At 39.7% G+C, this 1,358-nt stretch carries 3 protein-coding genes; 2 read left to right on the top strand and 1 reads right to left on the bottom strand.

Annotated features, from left to right (window positions below):
• The first annotated feature begins 175 nt into the window (after window positions 1-175).
• Complete coding sequence (gene sirA, locus R2B77_RS04340; RefSeq protein ID WP_203246305.1) at window positions 176-625, top strand: sporulation inhibitor of replication protein SirA; 450 nt, start codon at window positions 176-178, stop codon at window positions 623-625.
• A 68-nt stretch (window positions 626-693) separates the two neighbouring features.
• Here the strand turns inward: sirA and R2B77_RS04345 are convergent, their stop codons facing one another.
• On the bottom strand, window positions 694-1,026 hold the full coding sequence (locus R2B77_RS04345; RefSeq protein WP_203246306.1) for a hypothetical protein: 333 nt from the start codon (window positions 1,024-1,026) through the stop codon (window positions 694-696).
• A gap of 167 nt (window positions 1,027-1,193) precedes the next feature.
• Here R2B77_RS04345 and R2B77_RS04350 point away from each other — a divergent pair.
• A partial coding sequence (locus tag R2B77_RS04350) for a YneF family protein (protein WP_322555654.1) occupies window positions 1,194-1,358 on the top strand: 165 nt, incomplete at its 3' end.

The following is a 1,358-nucleotide window of genomic DNA, read 5'->3' on the forward strand; positions in this document are numbered from 1 at the left end:
TGTAATTGATTAAATTATCAAAGTTCCATTGGCTGTAAATTTGACAGCCGATGGAACTTTTTTTGTAGGATTTTAACTTATCTATCTTTTCCGACAATAATAGTGCTGTTCCATTCCGCAATATGACAGCCTTTTCATTCCAAACGATGTACCTTAGTAATAGGGGGTGGCGAAATTGCGATCATACGGAATTTATAAAGTGAAAGAAATGTACCAGCCATTCGTTATTGGGCGCGAGCGACTATTGTATGACCTTTTGAAAGAAGATGGGCAGCATCATGATTGTATGCGAGAAGTAGATTACTTATGTGACCGGCTGGAAGAAGAGTTAATCAACGAAGCGATAGTGACGAATCTCGGTAAAGGCTTTACTTCCATTGAGTGCCGAAACGGGGAATATAAGCTGACACATCCTGTCAAGGGGTCTATCCTCGTCTCTCACTCATCGTATTCACTGAATGTGTTCTGTGATGGTTCCCGTATGCTGGACCTTGATCTGTTCGTTGCCTTATCTGGTGCTGGCGACCGTTTCTTTGCTGTAATGGATGGACATGGGGAGTGGGGCTGGTTGAAGCCGGTCAAATATGCGGATCTTCGCATGAGGGAAGAAAATGTATTTTTATGAACAGAAATAGAGCCACGTAAAAAAGGTCTGCTTGCGTGTTAGCGGGCCTCTTTTACATGGCTCTTGTGTTATTCATGGACATGCATGTCACTATTTTTTTTCAACTTATAGATTTCCAATTCATTTCGAGTCGTTTTTTGATACGTGAAATCCAAAATATCTTTTATTTCTGCTACTTCGCCATGCAGTTTGTGGACATCCATTGTTAAGTTTTCTAACTTGGCGTCTGTTTCTTCTTGTCTGTCAAAGATGGCGCGTGTCAGCTGTGTATTTTCATCAAGCTGTGCTTTCATGCTTTGTTGTTCAGTCTTAAATCCTTGCATTTCGGTTTTAAACTCTTGCATTTCAGTTCTCATTTCTTTAAATTCACCCAAAATTTGTTGCAAAAGCTGTTCGCTCATCGCTAACATCCTTTCCTATATTTTCTTTCAGAAAAATATTTCGATATTACCAGTATATCATGAAAGGAATTTTTCATGTAGGACCATTGCCATTCACTACCGCTATACTGTATAATCCATCATGGTGGAGTACACTCGAATGATGGAAGTGAAGGAGGTAATTAACGATGGGAACAATTTGGTGGATTATAATTGTCATCGTTGCGCTAGCAGCAGGTGTGGCACTTGGATTTTTCATTGCACGTCAATATATGATGAAATATTTGAAAGATAACCCGCCGATTAATGAAGAAATGTTACGCATGATGATGATGCAAATGGGACAAAAACCG

Origin of the sequence: Sporosarcina beigongshangi (assembly GCF_033485195.1) — a bacterium.
GTDB lineage: Bacteria > Bacillota > Bacilli > Bacillales_A > Planococcaceae > Sporosarcina > Sporosarcina beigongshangi.

Excerpts from the sequence above, each read along its gene's own strand:
- R2B77_RS04345 (WP_203246306.1), bottom strand. The coding sequence starts at position 1,026 with ATGAGCGAACAGCTTTTGCAACAAATTTTGGGTGAATTTAAAGAAATG.